Origin of the sequence: Mycobacterium sp. SMC-15 (assembly GCF_045310925.1) — a bacterium.
Classification (GTDB): Bacteria; Actinomycetota; Actinomycetes; order Mycobacteriales; family Mycobacteriaceae; genus Mycobacterium.
The window spans coordinates 360,844-384,979 of sequence record NZ_JBJIAJ010000003.1 but is presented as its reverse complement, the minus strand read 5'-3'; the positions used below and the strand labels follow the sequence as shown (position 1 = coordinate 384,979).

23 protein-coding genes, 1 tRNA gene, 2 rRNA genes and 1 pseudogene are annotated in these 24,136 nt (G+C 69.0%); 23 read left to right on the top strand and 4 right to left on the bottom strand.

The window, feature by feature from the left end; all coding sequences use genetic code 11:
• From ACJH71_RS06860 to recN, 8 genes and pseudogenes are all read left to right on the top strand, one after another.
• Positions 1-577: ribosomal RNA gene (locus tag ACJH71_RS06860) — 23S ribosomal RNA — on the top strand; the annotation flags it as partial.
• Between the two features lie 140 nt (positions 578-717).
• Positions 718-830, top strand: a 5S ribosomal RNA gene (rrf, locus tag ACJH71_RS06855).
• A gap of 561 nt (positions 831-1,391) precedes the next feature.
• A pseudogene (locus tag ACJH71_RS06850) lies at positions 1,392-2,099 on the top strand (tetratricopeptide repeat protein); the annotation flags it as partial.
• A complete protein-coding gene (locus tag ACJH71_RS06845; protein ID WP_406757283.1) occupies positions 2,085-3,119 on the top strand; it encodes an HAD-IIA family hydrolase in 1,035 nt (344 codons plus the stop codon). The pseudogene ACJH71_RS06850 and the gene ACJH71_RS06845, both read left to right, overlap by 15 nt.
• 47 nt (positions 3,120-3,166) lie before the next feature.
• Positions 3,167-3,343: a hypothetical protein gene (locus tag ACJH71_RS06840; RefSeq protein ID WP_406757241.1), complete on the top strand. Its 177-nt coding sequence runs from the start codon at positions 3,167-3,169 to the stop codon at positions 3,341-3,343.
• A gap of 7 nt (positions 3,344-3,350) precedes the next feature.
• Positions 3,351-4,157, top strand: a complete 807-nt coding sequence (locus ACJH71_RS06835; protein WP_406757240.1) for a TlyA family RNA methyltransferase — start codon at positions 3,351-3,353, stop codon at positions 4,155-4,157.
• Positions 4,154-5,086, top strand: coding sequence for an NAD kinase (locus tag ACJH71_RS06830; protein WP_406757239.1), 933 nt, complete (start codon positions 4,154-4,156; stop codon positions 5,084-5,086). Before ACJH71_RS06835 ends, ACJH71_RS06830 begins: the two co-directional genes overlap by 4 nt.
• Positions 5,087-5,099: 13 nt before the next feature.
• A complete protein-coding gene (recN, locus tag ACJH71_RS06825; protein ID WP_406757238.1) occupies positions 5,100-6,899 on the top strand; it encodes a DNA repair protein RecN in 1,800 nt (599 codons plus the stop codon).
• A gap of 6 nt (positions 6,900-6,905) precedes the next feature.
• Here the strand turns inward: recN and ACJH71_RS06820 are convergent, their stop codons facing one another.
• On the bottom strand, positions 6,906-7,271 hold the full coding sequence (locus ACJH71_RS06820; RefSeq protein WP_406757237.1) for a hypothetical protein: 366 nt from the start codon (positions 7,269-7,271) through the stop codon (positions 6,906-6,908).
• A 214-nt stretch (positions 7,272-7,485) separates the two neighbouring features.
• On the opposite strand from ACJH71_RS06820, the gene steA reads away from it, so the two are divergent.
• The 5 genes from steA to xerD all read left to right on the top strand — a co-directional run bounded on the left by steA (position 7,486) and on the right by xerD (position 13,164).
• Positions 7,486-8,667, top strand: coding sequence for a putative cytokinetic ring protein SteA (gene steA / locus ACJH71_RS06815; protein ID WP_406757236.1), 1,182 nt, complete (start codon positions 7,486-7,488; stop codon positions 8,665-8,667).
• A 37-nt stretch (positions 8,668-8,704) separates the two neighbouring features.
• Complete coding sequence (locus ACJH71_RS06810; RefSeq protein ID WP_406757235.1) at positions 8,705-9,646, top strand: copper transporter; 942 nt, start codon at positions 8,705-8,707, stop codon at positions 9,644-9,646.
• A 140-nt stretch (positions 9,647-9,786) separates the two neighbouring features.
• Complete coding sequence (locus ACJH71_RS06805) at positions 9,787-11,595, top strand: CTP synthase (RefSeq protein ID WP_406757282.1); 1,809 nt, start codon at positions 9,787-9,789, stop codon at positions 11,593-11,595.
• Positions 11,588-12,211, top strand: coding sequence for an NUDIX domain-containing protein (locus ACJH71_RS06800; RefSeq protein ID WP_406757234.1), 624 nt, complete (start codon positions 11,588-11,590; stop codon positions 12,209-12,211). The genes ACJH71_RS06805 and ACJH71_RS06800 overlap by 8 nt, the downstream gene beginning before the upstream one ends.
• Positions 12,208-13,164: a site-specific tyrosine recombinase XerD gene (gene xerD, locus ACJH71_RS06795; RefSeq protein WP_406757233.1), complete on the top strand. Its 957-nt coding sequence runs from the start codon at positions 12,208-12,210 to the stop codon at positions 13,162-13,164. Before ACJH71_RS06800 ends, xerD begins: the two co-directional genes overlap by 4 nt.
• Positions 13,165-13,250: 86 nt before the next feature.
• Here xerD and ACJH71_RS06790 read toward each other — a convergent pair whose 3' ends face one another.
• On the bottom strand, positions 13,251-14,006 hold the full coding sequence (locus ACJH71_RS06790) for an O-methyltransferase (protein ID WP_406757232.1): 756 nt from the start codon (positions 14,004-14,006) through the stop codon (positions 13,251-13,253).
• A 113-nt stretch (positions 14,007-14,119) separates the two neighbouring features.
• Between ACJH71_RS06790 and ACJH71_RS06785 the strand changes: the two genes are divergently transcribed.
• Genes ACJH71_RS06785 through der form a run of 6 tightly spaced genes read left to right on the top strand, consistent with a single transcriptional unit; the run spans position 14,120 to position 19,439 of the window.
• On the top strand, positions 14,120-14,977 hold the full coding sequence (locus ACJH71_RS06785) for a ParA family protein (RefSeq protein WP_406757231.1): 858 nt from the start codon (positions 14,120-14,122) through the stop codon (positions 14,975-14,977).
• Positions 14,965-15,798: a segregation/condensation protein A gene (locus ACJH71_RS06780; RefSeq protein WP_406757281.1), complete on the top strand. Its 834-nt coding sequence runs from the start codon at positions 14,965-14,967 to the stop codon at positions 15,796-15,798. Before ACJH71_RS06785 ends, ACJH71_RS06780 begins: the two co-directional genes overlap by 13 nt.
• A 14-nt stretch (positions 15,799-15,812) precedes the next feature.
• Complete coding sequence (gene scpB / locus ACJH71_RS06775) at positions 15,813-16,592, top strand: SMC-Scp complex subunit ScpB (protein ID WP_406757230.1); 780 nt, start codon at positions 15,813-15,815, stop codon at positions 16,590-16,592.
• Entirely contained in the window at positions 16,589-17,347 is a 759-nt protein-coding gene (locus ACJH71_RS06770; RefSeq protein WP_406757280.1) for a pseudouridine synthase, read from the top strand. The genes scpB and ACJH71_RS06770 overlap by 4 nt, the downstream gene beginning before the upstream one ends.
• Positions 17,344-18,036 (top strand): (d)CMP kinase, encoded by a 693-nt coding sequence (gene cmk, locus ACJH71_RS06765; RefSeq protein WP_406757229.1) that lies wholly within the window; start codon positions 17,344-17,346, stop codon positions 18,034-18,036. Before ACJH71_RS06770 ends, cmk begins: the two co-directional genes overlap by 4 nt.
• Positions 18,033-19,439, top strand: a complete 1,407-nt coding sequence (gene der / locus ACJH71_RS06760) for a ribosome biogenesis GTPase Der (protein WP_406757228.1) — start codon at positions 18,033-18,035, stop codon at positions 19,437-19,439. Before cmk ends, der begins: the two co-directional genes overlap by 4 nt.
• 9 nt (positions 19,440-19,448) lie before the next feature.
• On the opposite strand, the gene ACJH71_RS06755 is transcribed toward der, so the two are convergent.
• A complete protein-coding gene (locus ACJH71_RS06755; RefSeq protein WP_406757227.1) occupies positions 19,449-19,883 on the bottom strand; it encodes a hypothetical protein in 435 nt (144 codons plus the stop codon).
• A gap of 60 nt (positions 19,884-19,943) precedes the next feature.
• On the opposite strand from ACJH71_RS06755, the gene ACJH71_RS06750 reads away from it, so the two are divergent.
• The gene (locus tag ACJH71_RS06750) at positions 19,944-20,726 is read left to right on the top strand and encodes a sulfite exporter TauE/SafE family protein (RefSeq protein WP_406757226.1); all 783 of its coding nucleotides are present in this window, start codon (positions 19,944-19,946) and stop codon (positions 20,724-20,726) included.
• A 5-nt stretch (positions 20,727-20,731) separates the two neighbouring features.
• Here the strand turns inward: ACJH71_RS06750 and ACJH71_RS06745 are convergent, their stop codons facing one another.
• Entirely contained in the window at positions 20,732-22,396 is a 1,665-nt protein-coding gene (locus tag ACJH71_RS06745) for a patatin-like phospholipase family protein (protein WP_406757279.1), read from the bottom strand.
• A gap of 183 nt (positions 22,397-22,579) precedes the next feature.
• Here ACJH71_RS06745 and ACJH71_RS06740 point away from each other — a divergent pair.
• From ACJH71_RS06740 to ACJH71_RS06730, 3 genes are all read left to right on the top strand, one after another.
• Positions 22,580-22,653 (top strand) — tRNA-Pro (locus ACJH71_RS06740).
• A 142-nt stretch (positions 22,654-22,795) separates the two neighbouring features.
• A complete protein-coding gene (locus ACJH71_RS06735) occupies positions 22,796-23,356 on the top strand; it encodes a recombinase family protein (protein WP_406757225.1) in 561 nt (186 codons plus the stop codon).
• On the top strand, positions 23,353-23,787 hold the full coding sequence (locus ACJH71_RS06730) for a hypothetical protein (RefSeq protein ID WP_406757224.1): 435 nt from the start codon (positions 23,353-23,355) through the stop codon (positions 23,785-23,787). Before ACJH71_RS06735 ends, ACJH71_RS06730 begins: the two co-directional genes overlap by 4 nt.
• Positions 23,788-24,136 lie beyond the last annotated feature (349 nt).

Sequence of the window (24,136 nt, the reverse complement as noted above, 5' to 3'; positions counted from 1 at the left end):
GTAAGTGCACAAGGGAGCTTGACTGTAAGACTGACACGTCAAACAGGGACGAAAGTCGGGACTAGTGATCCGGCACCCCCGAGTGGAAGGGGTGTCGCTCAACGGATAAAAGGTACCCCGGGGATAACAGGCTGATCTTCCCCAAGAGTCCATATCGACGGGATGGTTTGGCACCTCGATGTCGGCTCGTCGCATCCTGGGGCTGGAGCAGGTCCCAAGGGTTGGGCTGTTCGCCCATTAAAGCGGCACGCGAGCTGGGTTTAGAACGTCGTGAGACAGTTCGGTCTCTATCCGCCGCGCGCGTCAGAATCTTGAGGAAACCTGTCCCTAGTACGAGAGGACCGGGACGGACGAACCTCTGGTATACCAGTTGTTCCACCAGGAGCACGGCTGGATGGCTACGTTCGGACAGGATAACCGCTGAAAGCATCTAAGCGGGAAACCTACTCCAAGACCAGGATTCTCACCCTTTTAGAGGGATAAGGCCCCCCGCAGACCACGGGATCGATAGACCAGACCTAGAAGCACCGCAAGGTGTGCAGGGAACTGGCACTAACCGGCCGAAAACTTACAACACAAAGAAACAAACATGTGTTGCCCGCAACCACACCACAAAATACTTAAAGACCCACACCCCACCACCAAACACAAACGTGGTGACACCGGTGGACCCCCCAACGGGACCAGTCCACCCCGCAAGGAAAAAGAAAATAGAGTTACGGCGGAAATAGCGACAGGGAAACGCCCGGTCCCATCCCGAACCCGGAAGCTAAGCCTGTCAGCGCCGATGATACTGCCCACACGGGTGGAAAAGTAGGACACCGCCGAACACAACATTAAGACCTGTGCCCCCCAAGAAATTGGGGGGCACAGGCATTTCCCACATGTCCCATGTTCTGCGCGAACAGATCGCGCAAATGCGACCGTGTCAAGAGGTCGGCGATCCCCGCCGTATCCTTTTCGGTAGCACTGTTACGACCGAAGGGCACGAGGTGGCCGAACACGGCAATGGCGGCGACGGGCCGCGGGGCGGCAGGGGCGCCGGCGACGCCGGGCGACGAGGCCGGCCCGGGCAATCCGGTGGTCGGCCCGGGCAGTCCGGAGGCAGGCCCGGTCAATCCGGCGGTCGCCCCGGACAGTCCGGTGGTGGTTCGTTCCGGGGATCCGGCGATCAGCGCCGGGCATCGGGCGGCTCTGGACCGGAGCGCGACCGTCGTCCCCAGCAGCGTCGCGACCACGACGGTAGTCCGCGTCCCTCGTGGGACCGTGACGGTAGCCCGCGACCCCCGCGGGACAACGACCGCACGTCGCGGCCGCAGCGCGACTTCGACCGCACGTCGCGGCCTGCGCGGGACAACGACCGGACGTCCCGGCCGCAGCGCGACTTCGACCGGACGTCGCGGCCCCCGCGACCTTCCGGCGAGGACACCAACGCGCGCTACGACGACCCGCCGCTGCCCGAGGGGATCGAGCCCAAGCAGCTGGCTCCCGAAGTGCGCCGCGAACTGAGCACGCTCAACCGGGCCACCGCGGATTCGGTGGCCTGCCACCTGGTCGCGGCCGGGATGCTCCTCGATGACGACCCCGAGACCGCACTGCTGCATGCCAAGGCGGCCCGCTCGCGCTCGACGCGGATCACCGCGGTCCGCGAAGCGGTCGGGATCGCTGCCTATCAGTGCGGCGATTGGTCGCAGGCGCTGGGCGAGCTGCGGGCGGCCCGCCGAATGGGCAGCAAATCCGCGCTGCTGCCGTTGATCGCCGACTGCGAGCGCGGCCTGGGTCGCCCACAGCGGGCGATCGAGTTGGCCACCGGTCCGGAAGCCGAACAACTCGAGGGCGACGAGGCCGACGAGATGCGGATCGTCGCCGCCGGTGCTCGTGCCGACCTGGGCCAGCTGGAGCAGGCGCTGACGGTGCTGTCGTCGGCGCCGTCGGATCCCGGCCGGACCGGCTCGACCGTGGCGCGGCTGCACTACGCGCACGCCGAGACGCTGGTGGCCCTGGGCCGCGAGGGCGAGGCGCTGGAGTGGTACCTACGGGCCGCGGCGGCCGATACCGAGGGCGTCACCGACGTCGAGGAACGCATCGCGGAACTCGGTGGCGGCGCGTCACTGGCCGAGGAGTACGACTGCCTGCTGCTGGATCTCGACGGCACGGTGTTCCGCGGGGGCGAACCCACGGCCGGCGCTGTCGAGACCTTGGCCGAACTGCCGAGCCGGGCGCTGTTCATCACCAACAATTCGTCGCGTGGCGCGGACGAGGTCGCGGGACATCTGAACCAGCTGGGCTTCACCGCCACAGCCGAGGACGTCGCCACCAGCGGCCAGATCGCGGCAGGCCTACTGGCCGGCAAACTGCCCGCCGGAGCGAAGGTCCTGGTGCTGGGTGCTGAGTCACTGGCCGCCGAGATCACCGCCGTCGGCTTGGAAGCGGTACGGCTGGCTACCGACGAGCCGGCCGCGGTGATTCAGGGCCTGTCCACCGAGCTCGGCTGGGCCGATCTGGCCGAGGCGGCGCTGGCGATCCGTGCCGGGGCGCTGTGGATGACCACCAACGTCGACAAGACGCTGCCGTCGGAGCGCGGTCTGCTGCCCGGCAACGGGTCAATGGTGGCCGCGCTGCGGGCCGCGACCGACGCCGAACCGCAGGTGGCCGGCAAGCCGGGCCCGGCGCTGCTGACCGCCGCACTGGCCCGCGGGGAGTACTACGCCCCACTGGTGGTCGGCGACCGGCTCGACACCGACATCGCCGCGGCCAACGCCGCCGCGCTGCCCAGCCTGATGGTGCTGACCGGAGTGAGCACCGCCCGTGATGCGGTCGGTGCGATCGCCGAGCATCGGCCGACCTACCTCGGTCATGACCTGCGGGCGCTGAACATCGGCGCCGGCCGGCTGGCGATTGGTGCCCAGCCGCACTGGGACGTCACGGTGGACGGCACCACCGTCACCGTCGCCGCCGGGCAACCCGAGGAAGACGGTGATGGCCTGTCGGTGGTCCGGGCGCTGGCGTCCGCGGTCTGGGACGCCGAGCTGGCCGGGCGGCCCTTCACCGTTGCGGCCGCCGACGAGACCGCGGATGCGGCGTTGCAACAGTGGTCCCTGCTCGGCACGTGGCCCTGAGGGCCCCAACTGGCCCCAACTGGCATCGACTAGCGTGAGTGGCACCCATGAACAGTGAGATTGAGGACGTTCGAGCACGCATCGCGGCAGTGTTGGCCGAGTTGCCCGGGGAGACCGAGCTGGCCGACCTGCCGGCCCACAGCGACCTCAATGCGTTGGCGCAGCGGCTCGAAGAAGCCCACCAGGTATTGGTGCGGGCGCTGGAGTCGGTAGAGAAGGGCTGAGTCAGGCATGTCGCGGCGTGCTCGCGTCGACGCCGAACTGGTCCGGCGCGGATTGGCGCGGTCTCGTCAGCAGGCCGCCGAATTGATCGAGGCCGGCAAGGTCACCATCGACGGCATCCCGGCGGTCAAGCCCGCCACCGCCGTGGCTCTCACCGCGGCGCTGGCCGTGATCGACGACGGCGAACGCACCTGGGTGTCGCGTGGGGCGCACAAGCTGATCGGCGCACTGGACACCTTCGGTATCGCCGTGGCCGAGCGGCAGTGCCTGGACGCCGGGGCCTCGACGGGCGGATTCACCGAAGTACTGCTGGACCGCGATGCGGCCCGGGTGGTCGCCGTGGACGTCGGCTACGGGCAGTTGGCCTGGTCGCTGCGCACCGACCCGCGGGTGGTGGTCATCGAACGCACCAACGTCCGCGGACTGACGGTCGATGCGATCGGCGGGCCCGCGGAGCTGATCGTGGCGGACCTGTCGTTCATCTCGCTGGCCACGGTGTTGCCCGCGCTGGCTGGCTGCGCGTCACCGGACGCCGATATCGTTCCGATGGTGAAGCCGCAGTTCGAGGTCGGACGACAACAGGTGGGTTCGGGCGGTGTGGTGTCCGATCCGGTCCTGCGGGCCGACGCGGTCTTGTCGGTGGCGCGCCGCGCCGAAGAACTGGGGTGGGGCACCGTCGCCGTCACCGCCAGCCCACTGCCGGGGCCGTCCGGCAACGTCGAATACTTTCTGCATCTGCGCGCCGCCGCCGCGCCACTGACCGGTGACGCGTTGCACGCGGCCGTGCAGGATGCCGTCGCGAGGGGTCCGCAATGACCAATGGAGATCGTCAACGCACCGTGCTGCTGGTGGTGCACAGCGGTCGAGAAGAGGCGACCGACACCGCCCGCCGCGTCGAGAAGGTGCTCGACGAGCACGGCATCGCGCTGCGGGTGCTGACCGCCGAAGCCGTCGACAAGGGCGCGCTGCACGCGGCTTCGGACGACGGTCGCGAAGTCGGTGTCGCGATCGACCTGGTGGACCCGGACAACGGGGCGGCCGAAGGCTGCGAACTGGTCCTGGTGCTCGGCGGTGACGGGACCTTCCTGCGCGCCGCGGAACTGGCTCGCAGCGCCGACATCCCGGTATTGGGCGTCAACCTGGGCCGGATCGGTTTTCTGGCGGAGGCCGAAGCCGACACCATCGACCAGGTCCTGGACAAGATCATCGCCCGCGACTACCGGGTGGAAGACCGGATGACGCTCGACGTCGCGGTGCGCGCCGACGGGGAGATCATCGACAGCGGCTGGGCGCTCAATGAGGCCAGCATGGAGAAGGGCCCGCGGCTGGGCGTCCTGGGCGTCGTCGTCGAGGTGGACGGCAGGCCGGTGTCGACGTTCGGCTGCGACGGGGTGCTGGTGTCGACCCCGACCGGATCCACCGCCTACGCCTTCTCCGCCGGGGGGCCGGTGCTCTGGCCCGACCTGGACGCCATCCTGGTGGTGCCCAACAACGCTCACGCGCTGTTCGCCCGGCCCATGGTCACCAGCCCCGAATCGATCATCGCGATCGAAGTCGAAGGCGACGGCCACAATGCGCTGGTGTTCTGCGACGGCCGCCGCAAGATGCTGGTGCCCGCCGGCGGGCGCCTGGAAGTGCACCGCGGCGTCACCCCGGTGAAGTGGGCCCGGCTGGGCCGCTCGCCGTTCACCGACCGATTGGTGCGCAAATTCCGGTTGCCCGTCACCGGCTGGCGCGGACAGTAGGAGTGCGCCACCGGTGCTGACCGAGATCCGTATTGAGTCGCTGGGCGCCATCAGCGCAGCCACCGCCGAATTCGACCGCGGACTGACCGTGCTGACCGGGGAGACCGGCACCGGCAAGACGATGGTCGTCACGGGCCTGCATCTGCTCGGCGGTGCTCGTGCCGACGCCAACCGGGTGCGTTCCGGGGCCGCCCGTGCCGTGGTGGAGGGCAGGTTCTGCACCGCCGACCTGGCGCAGGCCGCGGCCGGGCAGATCGATGAACTGCTGGAGGCCGCCGGGGCGGAGCGCGACGAGGACGGCACGGTGATCGCGGCCCGTTCGGTCAGCCGCGACGGCCCCTCGCGGGCCTACCTGGGTGGCCGCGGGGTGCCCGCCAAATCGCTGACCGGTTTCACCGGCAGCCTGTTGACGCTGCACGGCCAGAACGACCAGCTGCGGTTGATGCGCTCGGACGAACAGCGTGCGGCGCTGGATCGCTACGCCGCGGTCGGTGCCCGGCTGGAGCGCTACCGCGCCGCGCGTGAGGCCTGGCAATCCGCGCGACGCGAGCTCGTCGAACGCCGCGACCGTGCCCGGGAACTGGCGCAGGAAGCCGACCGGCTCACCTTCGCGTTGCGGGAGATCGACGCCGTCGATCCCCGCGCCGGCGAAGACGACGCGCTGACCGCCGACATCCGGCGGCTCTCCGAACTCGACGCACTGCGCGCCGCGGCCGACGGCGCGCGGGCGGCCCTGGCCGGCGGCGACGACGCACTGGACGCGGCGGACGGGCCGAGCTCGGCAACCGATCGGCTGGGGCAGGCCAAGACGGCGTTGAGTGCCACCGACGACACCGTCCTGCAGGCGCTGGGCGATCAGCTCGGTGAGGCGCTCACCGTGGTGGGCGATGTGGCCCGCGAACTCGGCAGCTTCCTCGAGGATCTGCCCACCGGCGCCGATGCGCTCGATGCCAAGCTGGCCCGCCAGGCCGAGCTGCGCAGCCTGACCCGCAAGTACGCCGCCGACATCGACGGGGTGCTGGCCTGGGCGGCGCAATCGCGGGAACGCCTGACCCAACTCGACGTGTCCGAGGAAGCGCTCGCCGAGTTGGCTCGCCGTGTCGATGAGTTGGGCGGGCAGGTGGCCAAGACCGCCACCGAGCTCAGTGCCGCGCGCACCAAGGCGGCCGGTGGACTGGCCAAGGCCGTCAGCGCCGAGTTGTCCGGGCTGGCGATGGCCGATGCCGAGTTCAGCATCGGGGTCAGCACCAGCCCCGCGGCCGCGGAGGACCCGGCCGCCTTGCGGTTGCCGTCGGGGCAGACCGTGCACGCCGGCGCGGACGGCATCGACGATGTCGAGTTCGGATTGGCTCCGCACCGCGGCATGACGGTGCTGCCGCTGGCCAAGAGTGCCTCCGGTGGGGAACTGTCCCGGGTGATGTTGGCGCTGGAGGTGGTGCTGGCCACCTCGTCGTCGTCCGCGGCGGCGCGGAACTCGGCCGGCACCACGATGGTGTTCGACGAGGTCGACGCCGGAGTGGGTGGACGGGCCGCGGTGCAGATCGGGCGGCGACTGGCCCGCTTGGCCCGCACCCACCAGGTCATCGTGGTGACACACCTGCCGCAGGTCGCGGCTTACGCCGACGTGCACCTGATGGTCGAGCCCACGGGCCGCCAGGGAGCCAGCGGGGTGCGGCGGTTGGCGGACGACGACCGGGTCGGCGAGCTCGCCCGGATGCTGGCCGGACTGGGGGAGACCGACACCGCCCGGGCCCATGCCCGAGAGCTGCTGGACGCCGCGCAAGAGGATCGGGGCGCCGGCTCCGACAGCTAAGGCAGGTCAGTTCTTTTTCAGTTGGTACTTGTAGTACGCGCCGTCGTCGAAGGTGAATGTGCCGGCGAGCGAATTGTTATCGACCGTCGTGGTAAATCCGTGGGATTGGCCCGACGGTTGGGCTGCCGTCCAGGAATTGCCGGCCAGGTGAAAGTCATAGGGTGTATCGCCGCCGGCCACCTCCACGTGCCGACAATCGGGGCCGCAACTGCCGACATTCCACGTCTGCGTCTGGCCCACCTTGAACTGGTCGGACTCGGTCATCGTCATGGTGTAGCTGCCGTCAGTCAGGTCGGCTTTCGCCGGGCCGGCCAACCCCACCGACGCGCCCGCCACCAGCGTGGCCAGAGCGGCAATCCATCGTCCCCTCATGTCGATCTCCCTCCTCGCGATACGGGGCGGCACCCCGATTGAGTCGACGCTATGCCCATGCAGGCAACCGGAAATACAGGGAAATCCCTTGCACATTTCCGGTCCGCGTTGCGCTCGTAAAGCCTGTGACTGATGTGACGTGATGGAACTTCTGGGGCTGGTGTTACGGCGCGCCTCCCGTGATTCTTGCGACTTCCCGGCCAGAATCGCGCCCATGAAGATGTCTGCGCTGCTGTCTCGTAACACCGCCCGGCCTGGTCTCGTCGGTACGGCTCGGGTCGACCACGACATCGACCGACTGCTGCGCAGGGTGGGACCCGGCGACATCGTGGTCCTCGACATTCTCGATCTGGACCGGATCACCGCCGATGCATTGGTGGAAGCCCAGATCGCCGGCGTGGTCAACGCCTCGGCCTCGATCTCCGGGCGCTACCCCAACCTGGGGCCCGAGGTGCTGGTCGCCAACGGCGTCACGCTGATCGACGAAGCCGGACCCACCGTCTTCAAGAAGATCCGTGACGGCGCCAAGATCCGCCTCTACAACGGCGCCGTCTACTCCGGCGACCGCAGGCTGGCCCGTGGCGTCGAACGCAGCGACGTCGAGATCGCCGACATGATGATGGAGGCCAAGACTGGGCTGGTGGCCCACCTGGAGTCCTTCGCCGGCAACACCATCGAGTTCATCCGCAGCGAGAGCCCGCTGCTGATCGACGGGATCGGGATCCCCGAGATCGACGTCGACCTGCGACGTCGCCACGTGGTGCTGGTCGGTGACGAAGCCACCGCCACCGACGACCTGAAGTGCCTCAAGCCGTTCATCAAGGAGTACCAGCCGGTGCTGATCGGCATCGGTGCCGGAGCCGACGTGCTGCGCAAGGCCGGCTACCGCCCGCAGCTGATCGTCGGCGACCCCGACCAGATGAGCGCCGAGGTGCTGCGGTGCGGATCGCAGGTCGTGCTGCCCGCCGACGCCGACGGCCACGCATCCGGCCTGGAGCGCATCCAGGACCTGGGTGTCGGTGCCATGACCTTCCCCGCCGCCGGCTCGGCCATGGACCTGGCGCTGCTGCTGGCCGACCACCACGGTGCGGCGCTGCTGGTGACGGCCGGACACACCTCCAACATCGAGACGTTCTTCGACCGGACCCGCCAGCTGACCAACCCGTCGATGTTCATGACTCGGCTCAAGGTCGGCGAGAAGCTGGTGGACGCCCGAGCGGTCGCCACGCTCTACCGCAACCGGATCTCGGCCGGCGCGATCGCGCTGCTGGTGCTGACCATGCTGATGGCGATCACTGTCGCGCTGTGGGTCTCGCGGACCGATGCCGTGGTGCTCGAGTGGCTCGGCAACTACTGGCAGCACCTGTCGCAGTGGTTGCGGCACTGGGTGACCTAAACAGGATCGACGTACAAGGATCGGGGTCAGCACCGCCATGATCACCCCTCGCTACCACGCGATGTCGCTGACGGCAGTGCTGCTGGCACTGGTGTTCGGCGTCGTGCTGGGTTCCGGACTGTTGTCCGGCCCGTTGATGGCCGGCCTGCAGTCCGACAAGCAGGACCTGCGGGAGCAGATCGACGCGCTGCACGAACAGCACAACGCGCTGAACGAGCGGCTGCGCAACGCCAACGATTTCGACGCCCAGATGGCGCCCCGGATGGTGCACGACGCGCTGAACGGGAAATCCACCGTGATCTTCCGGACTCCCGATGCCGCCGACGGCGACGTCGAGGCGGTCTCGAAGATCATCGGGCAGGCCGGCGGAACCGTCACCGGAACGGTGACACTGACGGCCCAGTTCGTCGAGGGCAACGCCGAAGAGAAGCTGCGTGCCGTGCTGGAGTCCGGGATCGTGCCGGCCGGTGCCCAACTGAGCACCAGCCTCGTCGACCAGGACGCCCAGGCCGGCGACCTGCTCGGGATCGCGCTGCTGATCAACCGCAATCCGACGATCGTGCCCGCCGACGACCCTGCGCGTGACACCGTGCTGGCCGCGCTGCGCGACACCGGCTTCGTCACCTACCACCAGGAGCGTTTCCCGGCCGCCAACGCCGCCGTGGTGCTCACCGGCGGAGCGCTGCCCGAAGACGCCGGCACCAGCGGGCTGAGCGTGGCCCGGTTCGCCGCGGCACTGGCCCCGCACGGCTCGGCGACGGTGCTGGCCGGCCGGGACGGATCGGCGTCGGGCACCGCGGCGGTGGCCATGGCCCGCACCGATTCCGCGGTGGCCGCAGCGATCAGCACCGTCGACGACGTGGACCTCGAGTCCGGCCGGATCACCACTGTCATGGCGGTGAGCAGTCTGATCGGCGGCGGCCAGCCGGGGCAGTACGGCATCGGCCACGGCGCCGGGTCGGTCACGCTGGCGCAATAGCCGGACTTACCACAGCCCCGTCCGGGCCCGGGTGGGCGTGTCTGGAGCCGAGACGCCGCGTCGATGTTAGGGTGAGATTCCGTGGGTCGGCAGGCCCTCAAGTTCCTGCGCCGTCGTCACGGAGGTTGGTGTTGCCACCACTGCGAAAGCATCCGCAAACCGAGCCGAAGCATCTCTTCGTCACGGGTGGAGTTGCGTCCTCGCTGGGTAAGGGTTTGACCGCAAGTAGCCTGGGACAGTTGCTGATATCCCGGGGTCTGCAGGTCACCATGCAGAAGCTGGACCCGTATCTCAACGTCGATCCTGGGACGATGAATCCGTTCCAGCACGGTGAGGTGTTCGTCACCGAGGACGGTGCCGAGACCGACCTCGACGTCGGCCACTACGAGCGATTCCTGGACCGCGACCTGTCCGGTTCGGCGAATGTGACCACCGGCCAGGTGTATTCGACGGTCATCGCCAAGGAACGCCGCGGCGAATACCTCGGCGACACCGTGCAGGTGATCCCGCACATCACCGACGAGATCAAGCGGCGCATCCTGGCCATGTCGGAGCCGGACGCCGACGGCGTGCGCCCCGACGTGGTGATCACCGAGATCGGCGGCACCGTCGGCGACATCGAGTCGCAGCCGTTCCTGGAAGCCGCCCGGCAGGTCCGCCACGACGTGGGCCGCGACAACGTGTTCTTCCTGCACGTCTCGCTGGTGCCGTACCTGGCCCCGTCCGGCGAGCTCAAGACCAAGCCCACCCAGCACTCGGTGGCGGCGCTACGCAGCATCGGCATCACGCCCGACGCGCTGATCCTGCGCTGCGACCGCGACGTGCCCGACGCGCTGAAGAACAAGATCGCGCTGATGTGCGACGTCGACGTCGACGGGGTGATCTCCACCCCGGACGCGCCCTCGATCTACGACATCCCCAAGGTGCTGCACCGCGAGGAGCTGGACGCCTACGTGGTGCGCCGCCTCAACCTGCCGTTCAAGGACGTCGACTGGACCGAGTGGGACGAGCTCCTGCGCCGGGTCCACGAGCCCCACGAGACCGTGCGAATTGCACTGGTGGGCAAGTACATCGACCTGTCGGACGCTTACCTGTCGGTGACCGAGGCGCTGCGGGCCGGCGGCTTCACCCATTACGCGAAGGTCGAGATCCACTGGGTGGCCTCCGATGCGTGCGAGACGCCGGCCGGCGCCGCCGCCGCGTTGGGGGAGATGCATGGCGTGCTGATCCCCGGTGGGTTCGGCATCCGCGGCATTGAGGGCAAGATCGGGGCCATCGCCTACGCCCGCACCCACGCGCTGCCCGTGCTGGGACTGTGCCTGGGTCTGCAGTGCATCGTGATCGACGCGGCCCGCGTCGCGGGGATCACGCAGGCCAGCTCGGCGGAGTTCGACCCGGACACCCCGGACCCCGTCATCGCGACCATGGCCGACCAGCAGGAAGCGGTCGCCGGAACGGCCGACCTCGGCGGCACCATGCGGCTGGGCGCCTACCCGGCCGTACTGGAGGCGGATTCGATTGTGGCCGAGGCCTATCAGGCCACCGAGGTCTCCGAACGGCACCGGCATCGCTTCGAGGTCAACAACGCCTACCGCGACCGGATCGCCGAGAGCGGGCTGCGGTTCTCCGGCACCTCCCCGGACGGCAAGCTGGTGGAGTTCGTCGAGTACCCCCGCGAGGTGCACCCGTTCCTGGTGGGCACCCAGGCGCACCCGGAACTCAAGAGCAGGCCCACCCGGGCGCATCCGTTGTTCGCCGCGTTCGTCGGCGCGGCGATGGACTACAAGGCCGCCGAGCGGCTGCCGGTGGAGATCCCCGAGCACGCCCACGAACCCCACGGCGCTGAGCACGAAGACGCCCAGAACGGAGCCGAGGGGCGCGGCGGAAGCGCCCAGCCGTTGACCGACTCACTGCAAGAAGCGCTGCCGGAACACGTCACCCGTGGCTGACCACGTCTTCGAGACCACGTCGTCGCAACTGCTGCACAGCGGCAAGATCTTTGCGCTGCGCCGTGACGAGGTCTTGATGCCGGGCGGCGCGACGGCCACCCGGGACGTGGTGGAGCACTTCGGGGCGGTCGCGGTGGTCGCGCTGGATGCCGAGGGCAGGATCCCGCTGATCTACCAGTACCGCCATGCGCTGGGCCGGCGGCTGTGGGAACTGCCCGCCGGCCTGCTCGATGTCGGGGGCGAGCCGGCGCAGCTGACCGCCGGTCGCGAGCTGGTCGAGGAGGCCGGTCTGACCGCGACCACCTGGCAGGTGCTGGTGGATCTGGACTCCACCCCGGGCTTTTCCGACGAGTCCGTGCGGGTGTATCTGGCCACCGGTCTGACCGAGGTGGACCGCCCGGAGGCCCACGACGAAGAGGCCGACCTGAGGCTGCAGTGGTACTCGCTCGCCGAGGCGGCCCGCATGGTGTTCACCGGCGAGATCGTCAATGCCATTGCGGTGGCGGGCATCCTGGCCGCCCACGTACACAGTCAGGGCTTCGCCGAGCTGCGTGACCCCGGCGCCGAGTGGGTCGATCGACCGAAGGCGTTCGCGGCAAGGCAGAACCGGCCATGACCGCGGCGGCCCAGCCGGTGGGCCCGCTGGGCGGGCAGTTGCAGGGGTATCTGGACCACCTGACCATCGAGCGCGGGGTCGCAGCCAACACACTGAGTTCGTATCGGCGCGACCTGCGCCGCTACCGCGAGCACCTGCTGGCCCGCGGGATCGAGGATCTGGCCGCAGTGGCCGAAGGCGACGTGACCGAGTTTCTGGTGGCGCTGCGCCGCGGCGACCCGGACAACGGCGTGCCCGCCCTGTCGGCGGTCTCGGCGGGGCGCGCGCTGATCGCGGTGCGCGGCCTGCACCGGTTCGCCGCCGCGGAGGGACTGGTGGCGGCCGACGTGGCGCGTTCGGTCAAGCCGCCGACGCCGGGGCGGCGTCTGCCCAAGAGCCTGACCGTTGACGAGGTGGCGGCGCTGCTGGCCGGCGCCGGCGGCGACAGCGTCTCGGACGGGCCGTTGACGCTGCGCAACCGCGCGCTGCTGGAGATGTTGTACTCCACCGGTTCTCGGATCTCCGAGGCGGTGGGAATGGACATCGACGATATCGATGTTCAAGACCGGTCGGTGCTGTTACGCGGCAAGGGCGGCAAGCAGCGATTGGTGCCGGTCGGCCGGCCGGCGGTCGCGGCACTGGACGCCTACCTGGTGCGGGGCCGGCCGGAATTGGCCGGCCGCGGCCGCGGTACCGCGGCGGTGTTTCTCAACGCCCGGGGCGGGCGGCTGTCGCGCCAAAGCGCCTGGCAGGTGCTGCAGGACGCCGCCGAGCGGGCCGGGATCACCGCGAAGGTGTCACCGCACACGCTGCGGCACTCGTTCGCGACCCATCTGCTCGACGGCGGCGCCGACGTGCGGGTGGTGCAGGAGCTGCTCGGCCACGCCTCGGTGACCACCACCCAGATCTACACCCTGGTGACCGTCAACGCGCTGCGCGAGGTGTGGGCCGGAGCCCACCCCCGCGCCAGGTGATGTCTTCGCGCGAGTGTGCGTGTTTGTACGCCGACACGCCGTAGTAACTGTCGGTCTGTGCACGCTCGCGCCAGGTACTAGAGGCGTTAGCCGCCCAGGTAGGTCGACTCCAGCACCAGATCGTGGAGCAGGCTCTGATACTCCACGTGGGTGCGGTGCTCGACGGTGTCCCACCGCGAACCCTGCTGGGCCTGCATGTACTCGCGGTAGCGCGGCGCACCGGGCAGCTTGACGTTGTCGGCCACCACCACCGCCCCCGGATGCAGCCAGCCCCGGTCGAGGATGGCCTGCAAGTCGGGCAGGTAGGCGTCCTTGTCGTGGTCGATGAACAAGAAGTCCAGGCCGCCGGCGGCAAAGCCGTGCTTGGCGGTCAAGGTGTCCAGCGTGCGACCGCCGTCGCCGATGGTGCCCACCACACACGTGACCCGGTCGGCCACCCCGGCGTGCGCCCAGATCCGCCGGGCGTTGGCGGCGTTGGCCTCGGCCAGCTCGATCGAATAGACCCGTGCCGAGGGTGCGGCGCGCGCGATCCGCAGCGCGCTGTACCCGCAGTAGGTGCCCAGCTCCAGCGCCAGGCCCGGATTGGCCCGCTGCACCGCGGCGTCCAGCAGCAGGCCCTTCTCATCGCCGATATTGATCAGCAAAGACTTCTCGTAGGCGAACTCGTCGATGCGGGCGAGCACGTCGTCGATGTCGCCGGCGCGGGCGTTGGCCAGCACGAAGTCGACCGCTGCGGCCTCGCGGCCGTCGCCGATCTGCCCGGTTGTGACGATGTTGCGCGCACCGGTTGCCATCCGCAGGAACGACCACCGCAGGAAGGGAAGACGTCGTTTGAGGCTCATGGTTGCGATCTTATGGCCGTTGGCGCGCGCAATCACTGGTCATGTGGCTAATACAGACGCCGGACACCTACTAGACTTCTGCGGATGTCCGCCACCACAGGGCCGGTCCGGCCATGAGCGACGACGACACCCCCGGCGTCGGTCTGACCGGGCGTCCGCCGCGGAATATCCCCGAGCCGCAGCCCCGTTCGACGCACGGGCCGGCCAAGGTCATTGCGATGTGTAACCAGAAGGGCGGCGTCGGCAAGACGACCTCCACCATCAACCTCGGTGCTGCGCTGGCCGAATACGGCCGTCGCGTGCTGCTGGTGGACCTCGACCCGCAGGGCGCGCTGTCGGCGGGCCTGGGCGTGCCGCACTACGACTTGGCGCACACCGTGCACAACCTGCTGGTCGAGCCGCGGGTCGGTATCGACGATGTGGTGGTGCGCACCGGGGTGGAGAACCTGGACCTGGTGCCCTCCAACATCGACCTGTCCGCGGCCGAGATCCAGCTGGTCAACGAGGTGGGGCGGGAGCATTCCCTGGCGCGGGCGCTGACACCGGTGCTCGACCGCTACGACTACCTGTTGATCGACTGCCAGCCGTCGCTGGGGCTGCTCACCGTCAACGGCCTGGCCTGCGCCGACGGGGTGGTGATCCCGACCGAATGCGAGTACTTCTCGCTGCGCGGCCTGGCGCTGCTGACCGACACCGTGGAGAAGGTCCGCGACCGGCTCAACCCGAAGCTGGAGATCAGCGGCATCCTGCTGACTCGCTACGACCCGCGTACGGTCAACTCCCGCGAGGTCATGTCGCGGGTGGTGGAGCGGTTCGGCGACCTGGTGTTCGACACGGTCATCACCCGTACCGTGCGCTTCCCCGAGACGACGGTGGCCGGCGAGCCCATCACCACCTGGGCTCCGAAATCCGGCGGCGCGCAGGCCTATCGTGCCTTGGCCCGCGAAGTCATCGACCGATTCGGCGCGTGAACGCCGACACCCAGACGGCCGACGCCTCCGCCGATTCGCAGGGCTTCCAGGTCCGGCTGACCAACTTCGAGGGTCCGTTCGACCTACTGCTCCAGCTGATCTTCGCGCATCGCCTCGACGTCACCGAGGTGGCTCTGCACCAGGTCACCGATGACTTCATCGCCTACACCCGCGACGTCGGCGCGCAGTTGGAGCTGGAAGAGACCACCGCATTTCTGGTGATCGCCGCGACGCTGCTCGACCTCAAGGCGGCCCGGCTGCTGCCGGCCGGCCAGGTCGACGACGAAGAGGACCTGGCGTTGCTCGAGGTCCGCGACCTGCTGTTCGCGCGGCTCCTGCAATATCGGGCGTTCAAGCACGTCGCGCAGATGTTCGCCGAGCTCGAAGCCGCGGCGTTGCGCAGCTACCCGCGTGCCGTGGCGCTCGAAGACGGGTACGCCAATCTGCTTCCCGAAGTGATGCTCGGCGTGGACGCCGAATCGTTCGCCCAGATCGCGGCGGCCGCGTTCACCCCGCGCCCGGTCCCGGTGGTGGGTCTTGAGCACCTGCACCAGGTGATGGTGTCGGTTCCCGAGCAGGCCGGTGTGGTGTTGCGGCTGTTGGAGGCTCGCGGCACCGGGCAGTGGGCGTCGTTCACCGAACTGGTCGCCGACTGCTCGATGCCGATCGAGATCGTCGGCCGCTTCCTGGCGCTGCTCGAACTGTATCGGGCCCGGGCGGTAGCATTTGAGCAGTCAGAACCACTTGGTGTGCTCCAGGTGTCGTGGACGGGGGAACGTCCCACCAATGAAGACCTGGTGAAAGCAGAATCGGCCGAGTAGTGCGAGACGAATTGATGACTGACCACATGCCCGACTCCGACGTGGCGGAGGAGGCTCCCGAGGCCCCCGAGGCGACGGACGCTGTGGAAGACCACGAGGGCGCGCAGGAGTCCGCCGGCCCGTCGGGCTCCGATCTCGGGATCGACGTCGCCCTGGCACCCGAACTCGAAGACGCCGAACTGGGATCGGTGCTCGAGGCGCTGCTGCTGGTGGTCGACACGCCGGTGGCCGTCGAGGCGCTGGCGGCCGCCACCGATCAGCCGGTCTACCGCATCACGGCCAAACTGCGCACGATGGCCGAGGAGTTCACGCAGCGTGACAGCGGTATCGACCTGCGTGAGGCCGGCGGCGGTTGGCGGCTCTACACCCGTGCCCGGTTCGCGCCGTACGTGGAGCGACTGTTGCTCGACGGCGCGCGGTCCAAACTGACCCGTGCGGCGCTGGAGACGCTGGCCGTGGTCGCCTACCGCCAGCCCGTGACGCGGGCCCGGGTCAGCGCGGTGCGCGGCGTCAACGTCGACGCGGTGATCCGAACCCTGGTCGCGCGCGGCCTGATCACCGAGGCGGGCGCTGACGCCGACACCGGGGCGGTGACCTTCGCCACCACCGAGCTTTTCCTGGAGCGGCTGGGCCTGTCCTCGCTGACCGACCTGCCCGACATCGCCCCGCTGCTGCCCGATGTCGACGTGATCGACGAAATGAGCGAAACCTTGGACAGCGAACCGCGTTTCATGAAACTCGGTGGTGTGCCGGCGACCGATCAGCCGCTGACCTTCGATGTGGACCACCTCTGATGGCGTGGCCGGACGAAGACCAAGACGGAGTGCGCCTGCAGAAGGTGCTGTCGCAGGCCGGGGTTGCCTCGCGCCGGGGCGCCGAGCGGATGATTCGCGACGGCCGGGTCGAGGTGGACGGTCAGGTGGTGACCGAGCTGGGCACCCGAGTGGACCCCGCCGCTTCGGTGATCCGTGTCGACGGGGCACGGGTGACCGTCGATGAGACCCGGGTCTATCTGGCGCTGAACAAGCCGCGCGGGGTGCATTCGACGATGTCCGACGACCGCGGACGGCCGTGTGTCGGCGACTACGTCGAACACCGAGTTCGTGGTGACGCCAAGCTGTTTCACGTCGGGCGCCTCGACGCGGACACCGAGGGCCTGATGCTGTTGACCAACGACGGCGAGCTCGCGCACCGGCTGATGCACCCGTCGTATCAGGTACCCAAGACCTATCTGGCCACCGTGCAGGGCGCCGTGCCGCGCGGGCTGGGCAAGAAGCTGCGCGAGGGTGTCGAACTCGACGACGGTCCGGTGAAGCTCGACGATTTCGCGGTGGTCGACGCCGTGCCCGGAAAGTCTCTGGTGCGGGTGACCTTGCACGAAGGCCGCAAGCGGATCGTGCGGCGGATGCTGGCGGCGGTTGGATTTCCGGTCCAGGAGTTGGTGCGCACCGACATCGGCACGGTGACGCTGGGGGAGCAGCGGCCCGGCAGCATCCGGGCGCTGACCCGCAAGGAAGTCGGGGAGCTCTATTCAGCGGTGGGCCTGTGAGTGCGGGCAGTGCGGCCGTAGTCGCCATCGACGGGCCGGCCGGAACCGGAAAGTCCACGGTCGCGCGAGGATTGGCGACGGCCCTGGGCTCGCGCTATCTGGACACCGGCGCGATGTACCGCGTCGTCACGCTGGCGGTGCTGCGATCGGGTGTCGCGCTTGATGACATCGACGGCATCGGTGCGGTCGTGCAGGGCGTCGAGGTCGCGGTGGACTCTCTGCCCGAGGGAGACCGCGCTTTCCTTGGCGAAGAAGACGTTTCGCGAGAGATCCGCGGCGACGAGGTGACTCGTGCGGTGTCAGCGGTGGCAGCGGTTCCCGCGGTGCGTACCCGGTTGGTCGCGTTGCAGCAGCAGTTGGCCGCGCAAGGCGGCGGCGTGGTGGTGGAAGGCCGTGACGTGGGCACCGTGGTGCTGCCCGACGCCGACGTGAAGATCTTCCTGACCGCCTCGGCGGAGACTCGGGCCCAGCGGCGCAATGACCAGAACGTCGCGGCCGGACTGCGCGACGACTACGCGGGAGTGCTGGCTGACGTGGTTCGCCGCGACGAATTGGACTCCACGAGGGCGGTGTCGCCACTGCGGCCCGCCGACGATGCGGTGATCGTGGACACCGGTGACATGACCCAGGCGCAGGTGATCGACCATCTGCGGGACCTGGTTGAGCAGCATTGCGGGGCGATCCGATGACTGACGGAACCTGGGTCGACGAAAGCGACTGGGAGATCGGCGAAGAAGGCGGTTTCGACGATCTCGTCGAAGACTCCGGCCCGCCGCCGGTGGTGGCCGTGGTGGGCCGGCCCAACGTCGGCAAGTCGACGCTGGTCAACCGGATCCTGGGCCGGCGCGAAGCCGTCGTGCAGGACCTGCCCGGGGTGACCCGCGACCGGGTGTCCTACGACGCGCTGTGGACCGGTCGGCGCTTCGTCGTGCAGGACACCGGTGGCTGGGAACCCGACGCCAAGGGCCTGCAGCAGCTGGTGGCCGAGCAGGCCGCGGTGGCGATGCGGACCGCCGACGCGGTGATTCTGGTGGTGGACGCGGTGGTCGGCGCGACCGCCGGTGACGAGGCCGCCGCGCGAATTCTGCGCCGATCCGGCAAGCCGGTGTTCCTGGCCGCCAACAAGGTTGACAGTGAGCGCGCCGAGGCCGACGCGGCGGCACTGTGGTCGCTGGGACTGGGTGAGCCGTTCACGGTCAGTGCGCTGCACGGTCGCGGGGTGGCCGACCTGCTGGATGAGGTGGTCGCCAAACTGCCCGAGGTGGCCGAAACCGCCGGCGGTGGCGGCGGTCCGAGGCGGGTGGCGCTGGTCGGCAAGCCCAACGTGGGCAAGAGCTCGCTGCTGAACCGGTTGGCCGGCGATGAGCGTTCGGTGGTGCACGACGTGGCCGGAACGACGGTCGACCCGGTCGACTCGCTGATCGAGATGGACGGCAAGATCTGGCGTTTCGTCGACACCGCCGGGCTGCGCCGCAAGGTGGGGCAGGCCAGCGGACACGAGTTCTACGCCTCGGTGCGCACTCACGGCGCGATCGACGCCGCCGAAGTGGTGATCGTGCTGGTCGATTCGTCGCTGCCGCTGACCGAGCAGGACCAGCGGGTGATCTCGATGGTGGTCGAGGCGGGCCGGGCGGTGGTGCTGGCCTACAACAAGTGGGACCTGGTTGACGAGGACCGGCGTTACCTGCTGGACAAGGAGATCGACCGGGATATGGCCCGGCTGGCGTGGGCGCCGCGGGTGAACATCTCCGCGAAAACCGGTCGCGCCGTGCAGAAGTTGGTGCCGGCACTGGAGACCTCGTTGGCTTCCTGGGATACCCGGATATCGACCGGGCAGCTCAACAACTGGCTCAAAGAGGTGGTCGCCGCGACCCCGCCGCCGGCGCGCGGTGGGCGCGCGCCGCGCATCCTGTTCGCCACCCAGGCGGCGTCGCGTCCGCCGACGTTCGTGTTGTTCACATCGGGATTCTTAGAGGCCGGCTACCGCCGGTTCCTGGAGCGGCGGTTGCGCGAGACGTTCGGATTCGAGGGCAGCCCGATCCGCATCAATGTGCGAGTGCGAGAGAAGCGCGGCCCCAAGCGTTCTCGCTGAGGTCGGGCATTAGCCCGCCTTGGTCAGCTGAAAATCCCACTGCCCGACCACCCCGCCGGCCGGCCCGCGGCCGCACGGCTCCAGGGTCGCGGTGGTCCATCGGCCGGCCAGGGTCACCGCATCGAAGCTGACCGTCTTCGACACCGGCAGCGGGGTCTGATCCACCGGGCAGTCCATGCTGCCCCGCCCGTTGTACTCCCAGCGACCGCCGTTGAGATGAAATTCCGCGTTCTGCAGCCAGCGTTCCGCGTCGACGGTGGTGCAACTCGCGCCGCACGGGGTGAACGTCCACGTCGCCGCCCGCTGCGACGGGCCGTGCTGGGCGGTGAAGGCGTACGGGCCTGACGGCACCTCCGGGGCGGCCTGGGCCGCCGGCGGCGCCCCAAGGGCGAACAGCGCCACGCAGGCAGCCCCGACAACCCGCTTTCCCGTACTGCCGATCATCGCCTCACCTCTCCGCTGGGCTGCCTTAGCCCTGCGCACGATCAGCGTAGGGTGCTGCAAATGCCGGTTTCGCAGATGGTGTTGATCCTGCTGGCGGGGGTGGGCGCCGGGGCGATCAACGCCCTGGTCGGCTCGGGCACGCTGATCACCTTCCCGACCCTGGTGACGCTGGGTTTTGCGCCCTTGACCGCGACGATCTCCAACGCGATCGGCCTGGTGGCCGGTGGTGTCTCCAGCACCTGGGCCTACCGTCGCGAACTGCGCGGTCAGTGGGAGCGGCTGCGCTGGCAGATACCGGGATCGCTGCTGGGCGCGGTGCTGGGCGCCTATCTGCTGCTGCACCTGCCCGAGAGCGTGTTCAACCGAATCGTGCCGGCATTGTTGGTCGGGGCCCTGGCGCTGGTGGTGATCGGGCCGAAGATTCAGGCGGTGGCGCAGCGTCGCGCGGCGGCCGAGGGCCGCTCGACCGACCAGCTCAGCGGTGGTCGGCTCACGGCATTGGTAGTGGGCACCTTCGTCGTCGGCGTGTACGGCGGCTATTTCGCTGCGGCCCAGGGAATTCTGCTGGTCGGTGTGATGGGGGTGCTGCTGCCCGAGTCGATGCAGCGGATGAACGCCGCGAAGAACCTGCTGGTGCTGATCGTCAACGTGGTGGCCGCGGTGGCCTACATGGTGACGGCGTTCGGCCGGATCAGTTGGCCGGCAGCCGGATTGATCGCGGTCGGTTCACTGATCGGGGGATACCTGGGCGGTCACTACGGGCGCCGGTTGTCGCCGAACGCGCTGCGCGCGGTGATCCTGGTGGTCGGCCTGATCGGGCTCTACCGGCTGCTGACGGTCTAGCCGGCTCAGGCCGGGTTCTGCTTGCGCCACCGCTCCCAGCGGCTGCGCGGTGCCCGGGCCGAGGCCATCACCTCATTCATCGACGCGGCATGCGGGTGCTCCGGTTGGGCGGGCGCCTTCGGCGTCACCACCGCGGGCTCGCTGCCTTCCCACCAGACCGGTTGCAGCAGTGCGGAAACCACCGGAATGGCATGCCCGACGCTCTTGCGTCCCCACTGGCAGGCCCGGTCGATGGTGGCCGCCGACGGCGCCAGGTTGACCGGTGACAGCGTGGGGGAGAACCGGACCAGATGATCCGCGTAGGGCGCGTTGCGCACCATCTGCAACTGGATCGCCTGGGTGATCGGCACCAGCCACAGGTGCTTGGGGTCCCACTGCGGATGGAAGCAGTCGAAGGCGAGGTAGCAGGCGTTGCGGGTGCCCAACCGGCCGGCGCGGACCCGTTTCCAGGCCAGCTCCAGCGGCACATTGCTGGCCGCGCCGCCGTCGACCAGGGCGCCGACGTCGTTGTCGGCCAGCAGCGCGTCGAACAGCGGCTGCATGGCCGGATCCTTGGGCTCGTGGTGCAGCACCCCGGGAATCGCCGACGAGAAGGACGCTGCGTCAACGACGTTGACGTCGCGGTCCGGATTGTCGCCGCCGATCACGATCGGGGTCACCACCCGCGGGTCGATGAAGGCGGCCGTCTGCCACATGCGCGTGGCCACCTGCGGGCCCAGGCCGAAGGACAGATACGGGAAGGACCGCAGCTGCAGGCCGGCCAGGCGCTGGTTGCGGTAACGCCCCGGCAGGTCCGCAAACGGCTGGCGGCGCACCCCGGCCACCACCGCATCGAACGGAATCTCCAGGTCCGACATCTTCATCGGCGCACCGTCTTCGCGGCGGAACATCGCGTCCGCGAACAGGTCGAAGTTCAAGGCGAACACACCGGTGAGGCCGTGGCGGCGGCGCAGCCGCTCGGGCCCCAGGATGGCGCGGAACGACACCGTCTTAGCCCACTCGATGTATTCGTGGATGGGCACCGGAAGGGTGCGGCTGACCACCGATCCCAGGATGGAACCGAACGACGACCCGATCAGGTAGTCGGGCACCGCCCCGGACTTCAGCAGGGCCTCCATGCCGCCGATGTAGACGAAGCCGGCGCCGCCCCCACCACCGAGGACGGTGACCAGCTTCTTGTGTCCCACCTCGGCGTCGAGCTCGGCCAGGGAGAAGTCGTTGCCGTGGCGCTCGGCCAGCAGGCGGCGTTGCTCGTCCTGCTCGGCGGTCAGCGCGCCCAGGGTGTCGCGGGCGGCGACCAATGCCATCACCGGGTCGCGTTCCTCGCGCAGCGGGCCGCGCAGGGCGTCGGCCACCTTGGCCCGCCACCCGGCCAGCTCCGCGCCCACGGAGACGTCGCCGCGGCCGCGAGCGCCGCCCGGTCCGGCGGCGCCGGGCTCGAAGTCGTCGAGCCGGGCGAAGTTGAGCAGATACCGCAGTCGGCGCAGCTGCTCGGCGCTCAGCACGTCGGGCCGGCGCAGCGTGTGCCGAATCAGCCGGTTTTCCATCTTCTGGAGCAGCAAGATGGTGTCGCCGGTGTCGCCGGTGTCGACGACGTCGACCACTTCGTCGGTGACGGCGGAGTCGGCGCTGGTCTTGGGGGTGTCTATGGGGTCCGTGGGGTCGGGCATGGCCGACCACTGCTGCGAGGGGGGAAGCTGCATAAGTGGTGGTTCCTGAGGGGTAGTCGCGCTGCCGAGGGGGTCGGGCTCGCGTGGCGAGCCTACGCGGTCGAGGTGTCCTCACGCGGATTCGGGACACTAGCGGGCGTGCGGTAGGCTTTCGACCTGCTGCCGGAGTTGTTGTGGCGGCGGCGGGCTGTGGCGCAGTTTGGTAGCGCACTTGACTGGGGGTCAAGTGGTCGCAGGTTCAAATCCTGTCAGCCCGACAGAGTTCAGTGGCGGTTTTTGAGGTTCGGAGGGGTTCCGAAACCGGGGTTTGACCCCAGTTGGTTGTCGGTACCCCCGCCTACGGTCGTTTGCCATGGCTAGTGCCGCCGAAACCCGTGTCCCGATCACTGACGCAGCGGCGTGGATCGATGCGTTGGCCGACCAATCTCTCCCGCCAGCGCCAGAATCCGCAGCTTCAGCTCGGTCGCGGGCGCCGCCGCCGCGCGCATCTTCACCGACCACGGCGTCAGCGGCTCGAAGGCGCAGCGGCCGGAACTCGACGCCTGCCTTGACCATCTCCGCGAAGGCGACGTGCTGACGGTCTGGAAGCTCGACCGGCTCGGCCGTAACGCCCAACACGTGCTGGCCGTCGTCGACCAACTCACTTCGCGCGGCATCGGGTTTCGCAGTCTGACTGAGGGTCTCCACACCGACGGGCCGATGGGCAAGGCGATGCTGACGATCATGGCCGCGTTCGCCCAACTCGAACGCGACACCATGATCGAGCGGACCCGGGCCGGGCTCGCCGCGGCCGCAGCGAACGGGCGCAAAGGCGGCCGGCCCCGCAAGGTCGACGTCGCCGACGCCGCGAAAGCCCGCAGCCTCAGAGATAAAGGAATCGCCGCCACCGACATCGCCAAGATGCTCGGCGTCTCCCGCGCCACCGTCTACCGCTATCTGTCGGAAGGAGCACCCGCATGACCACCACCGAAACCGCCGCACCGCTGATCCGAGCCGAGAAGGCCGCTGCGATCGCCGGCATCGGCATCGTGGCAATGCTGGTCGGCGAGAGCGCTCACGTCGCCCCACTGATGCTGATCGGTGGCGTCGCCACCGCTATCGGAGCCGAAATGGCCATGAGTGCCGGCTGGTTCGTCGGGCTGACTCCGCATCGGTCGGCGCCGGCCGCATCGGCGGGGCTGGTCGGCAGCCGCATAAGCCTCAATGGCGGCGCGATCTTCACTGTGCTGGACGACTCAGCGGTGCGCGTTGACGGCCGGCGGGCCAGCATCGTCGCAACTGACGAAGCAGGGAACGTCGGGATCCTGTTCGTTGGATTCTCGGCTGACGGCGCCGTTGCTGAGGCGCGGATCGGGGACGGGGTCTGGGGCGCGGCGCAGGTGGTGGGGTAGCGCCGCCCGCGTCGCCTCGGATTTCGGCGCGCTCCCCGACCAGAGCACAGTCGAATGCGTCTTAGTGGCGACGACCGATGAGAAATGACATTCCCGCAGCAGCTCCCGCAAAAGTGCTGGTAGTGGCTCTTTCGCGCTGGAACACGGCGCGAGGGCTGTTCGTTGGTGTCCGTGGTCGGCGGCACGACGCCCTTGCTGGACCGGAGGTCGATGGCGGTGGGTGCGGCGCAGGTGGTGGGTAGAAACGCCGAGGCCCGTAGCTCAAGAGCTGCGAACAGTGGCGGTCTGCCGGGAAACGGACTTGCGGAAAGTTCACCGCTAAAAGCGGCTGAGGTATCTGGGCGAGGAT